We start from the raw sequence: 4,106 nt of genomic DNA on the forward strand, positions 1-4,106 counted from the left end.
TTTTGATATCTAGACTATGCTGCTGTCAAAGTGCGCAAGAAATTGTACGTTACCAGCACTTCACCCAAGAGCTGTCAAAACAAAACGTAAAATAAGACCGTCTGATACAAAGTATCCGACCAAAACCAAAGCCTATCTCTTGGCTTGCGCCCTTCTTATTCGGCGCTCGTATCTTCCAAATAGCGAGACAAAAAAGTACGCGTACGCTCATATTGGGGATGGGTAAACATATCCTTGGGATGGCCTTCCTCGGCAATAATCCCCTCATCCATAAAGACAACTTTATGAGAGACGTTTTTGGCAAAGCCCATCTCATGGGTCACAACCACCATGGTCATGCCCTGCTCGGCAAGACGATGCATAATCTCGAGAACCTCACCAACAATCTCAGGATCCAGTGCGCTTGTCGGTTCATCAAAAAGCATGAGTTCAGGCTCCATACAGAGCGCTCGCGCAATCGCAACACGCTGTTTTTGTCCACCCGAAAGCGTGTTTACCGCAGCTCCTGCAAAATCCTTGAGTCCAACCTCATCCAATCGCTGCAGCGCCGCCTTTTCTGCCTCCGCTTTTGTCGCTTTTTTAAGCAAAACTGGCGCCAGCGTACAATTTCCCAACACATTCATATTGTTAAACAAGTTAAAGCTTTGAAATACCATGCCGATGTTTTGGCGCAGTCTGTTGACATCCACGTGCTCGGCCGCAAGATCGCTGCCATGAAACCACACATGACCTGCATCGGGCGTCTCAAGCAAGTTGATACAACGCAGCAAAGTTGATTTGCCCGAACCAGATGCGCCGATAATGGTAACAACTTCGCCTCTGTTAACCGTTAGATTGATATCTTTGAGCACCTCATGATTGCCAAAACACTTGCGCAGACCCTCAATGCGCACCAGGGGCTCTTCAGCAGTATCCGACTCACGGATGGTTTGAGTATTGATAGTCATCGCTACTCCTTACTGCTTGTCCGCGGCAACCGCGGCGTGAATGGAGTCGGAGGTTTGCTCCAACCTAGGTGCATCCAAATACCTGGAAAGCCTATTGAGCAAATACGTTGCCAGTGCCGTCAAAATCAGATAGAACGCTGCGGCAACCATATAAACCTCGATATTCTTGTAATAAATACCAGCCATAGCACGCGACTCATACATCAGCTCGACCACACCAATAACAGACAGCACTGACGAGTCTTTGATATTGATAACGAGCTCGTTAGAAAGGCCTGGGATAGCAAACTTAATACCCTGAGGAAACACCACACGCAACAAAGTTTGCCACTGAGAAAGGCCGAGCGAACGCGCAGCCTCGGTCTGGCCTATATCAACCGACTCGATACCACCGCGCAACACCTCCATCATGTAGGCGGTGGAGTTGAGAGACACCGTTACCAGACCAGCGATAAACGTTGACCACACCAGGCGAATCTGTCCCGAACTCATACCCGTGCCCAACAGCAAGGCAAAGCCCGCATTATAGATAATCAGCGCCTGTACCATCATGGGCGTACCGCGTACAACGGTTGAGTAAAATTTGGCAAATCCCGATCCTACGACCTTAAAGAAACGAACCAAATCATTATCTGCGCGGTCAATCTTGAGCAAACGCAGTGTTGCCATCAACAGTGCTAAGAAAAACGCAATAACTGTGCCAAAAACGGCCAACTCAACCGTGGTAAGGATACCCGTACGGAACAGCGCACGCCCCTCATAGAGCATGTACAGCGCTGCTTCCAAACCACCATGTGGAATCTTGTCAGCCCCAATAGCGGTTAGCGCTGAAGACACCACTCCCATAACTGCACGGTCTACAAAGAGCACAGCCGCAATGATAGTCACCACATAGGAAGCATAACGCTCCACGCACACCAAAGGCTTACGTACAAAAGGCGAGCGCTCGGCATAGTTGTGCCACATTGCAAGCTTGAACAGCAACGCTGCCGCAGCAAAAATCAGCCATGCTAACAGCAGATAGTACATAAGCAGTTCAAGCGCATATACGGGCGCCAAAAAACTCATTCTCGAGCGAGGCTGCATTGAAAACCAAAGACCGATTAGCGCGATGAAGCTCGTGGCCAACACCACATAGCGATGGTCGGTCTGCACAAACTGGCACAACCGCTTAAAACGGCCCTGCGTGTGTGAGTCATCCATCTGGATGTATCCTTCCGAAGAATGTATATAAGCAAGCGAGGGACGCTAGAGCGTTACTGAGGCATACGCTCGTTGCAAGCAGTCCACATTTCGTCGCGCTCCTTGACAGGAACGTCGGCAATAGCAGCATTGATCTTCTTTAGGACATCATCTTGGCCCTTGGCAATAGCAGCGTTGTCGTTATTGGACTTATAGTCTCCAGTAAAGCCATCCTCAAGCTTGCAGACAACAAAATCTGTATATGTCTCAAGGAGTTTGGAGGCGCTCGCACCCGAATAGGTAATGGCCTCAACCTGATCGTTTTGTAGCTGCGCTACGACATCGGGAGCATACTCGAGACCGTCTACATGATTCACATCGGGAATTTGGTCAATTGCCTCGTCGTAGAATGTGCTCTTTTGCCCCACTATCGTAGCGCCTGATAAATCCTTAAGACTGGTAGCGCCAGCAAACTTTGAGTTCTTCTTGGTGATAACAGCAACTGTGTCCTCAAGGTACGGATCAGAAAAATCAACTGATTCAGCGCGCTCAGGCGTTGCAGTCATACCAGCGCAAATGATGTCAATCTGACCCTTTTTGCACGCCTCAACCAAACCATCAAAACTCATAGCAACAACAACAGGCTCTAGCTCCATGGCTTCAGCAATAATCTTTGCAAATTGCACGTCATACCCATCGGCATAAGCTCCCGAAACGTTTTCGATAGGTAGGGTGTAATCACTGGGAGTATCCGTCTGCCAGTTATACGGAGCATAATTGGCTTCCATACCAACACGCATTTTGCCCTCAGAACCAAAGGTATGCTTTGGGGAAGCAGAGCTGCTGGCGGCCGAACCACTCGTGCCTTCAGGAGCAGGTCCACAAGCCGTTAAAAATGCCATTCCACCCAGGGTAATGGTCGCGAGCCCAGAAGCCTTGAGGAAACTACGGCGATTCATATGGTGCTTGTTTGGAGCAAAATCGCTGTTAGATGATGTGTCGATAAAGCAATTGTTGTACTTCATGGCTATTCCTCTTTTCTCTGGCTTTCGCCGGACCCCTTTCGCACGTACGACCGGATGGGCCCCATGCCCATCCCCCTTGCAACTTAATGCGTGAAAGTCCTACGTGGTGAGGTCATTATACGTTTTTATGTGTAGAGAAGCGAAAAATAGCTAAAAGGAAACGCCCGTGCAACACTTAGCGCACCTAAACGCCATAGAATCGAGCCCTATTTTTTCTTACGTAAGGACAATTTTGCATTGTAATGCATAAGATGTGACCCAAAGCTTCCACCCACCATAAGCAGCGCAATGTTGCGTGCGCGGATAGACGAAAGCATCAGGGAATCCAAACGTCCCGCAGGTCGTGCTATACGTGCAGCCAGTTGTACAGCGTCGTCTGAAATCATCTGACGTATCAGCTTGCGCTTTTCAGCCGCCGGCATTTTGCAGGAGAAGTCACAAAGACGTCTCATAAGACCAAGAAGGCCTTTGATATAGCGTCGCTGGATAACTTCAATACTGGCAGGATCGCCATCTAGTCCCCAGTGATGGTAGAGTTCAAGCAGCTCCTTATGTTCATCTTGAAGCTGCTGATAGAGGCTGTCTTCCCACTGACTGCGGCAGGCATTATTGCCCTCAATACAGTGGTGATAGCGAGGCTGTGCCCGTGTGGCAACGCGCTCAATATCACGCACGTAATCCAACACAAAACGCTGTCCGTCAAAGTTTTGCTTGCGAAAATGAATAGCGAGCTGCTTTGCGCGATCGAGTTTGAAGAGTTTGCCCCAAAGATTGTCCAACTGGCCTTCTTCAAGCAAACGCCAGGCAGCAGCCCTAAATTCTGCTTGCGTATCAAAACTCTCCTCCGTGCAACTACATTGCTTGGAGATATATTCGCTTTGCCCGAAATAGCTATCGATATAGTAGGAAGACAGCACAAGATCAGGATTGCTCTGCTCCATCACATTGAGTA

General features: G+C 49.0%; 4 protein-coding genes. All 4 read right to left on the minus strand.

Annotated features, from left to right (window positions below; all coding sequences use genetic code 11):
- Positions 1–155: 155 nt before the first annotated feature.
- A complete protein-coding gene (locus Q0X25_RS07555) occupies positions 156–947 on the minus strand; it encodes an amino acid ABC transporter ATP-binding protein (protein ID WP_298580763.1) in 792 nt (263 codons plus the stop codon).
- Positions 948–956: 9 nt separating this feature from the next.
- Positions 957–2,150 (minus strand): amino acid ABC transporter permease, encoded by a 1,194-nt coding sequence (locus Q0X25_RS07560; protein ID WP_298580766.1) that lies wholly within the window; start codon positions 2,148–2,150, stop codon positions 957–959.
- A gap of 53 nt (positions 2,151–2,203) precedes the next feature.
- Positions 2,204–3,154: a substrate-binding domain-containing protein gene (locus tag Q0X25_RS07565; protein ID WP_298580769.1), complete on the minus strand. Its 951-nt coding sequence runs from the start codon at positions 3,152–3,154 to the stop codon at positions 2,204–2,206.
- Positions 3,155–3,360: 206 nt separating this feature from the next.
- The coding region (locus Q0X25_RS07570; protein WP_298580772.1) for a hypothetical protein at positions 3,361–4,106 on the minus strand (746 nt) is incomplete at its 5' end.

Source organism: uncultured Olegusella sp. (assembly GCF_947253395.1).
Taxonomy (GTDB): Bacteria; Actinomycetota; Coriobacteriia; order Coriobacteriales; family Atopobiaceae; genus Olegusella.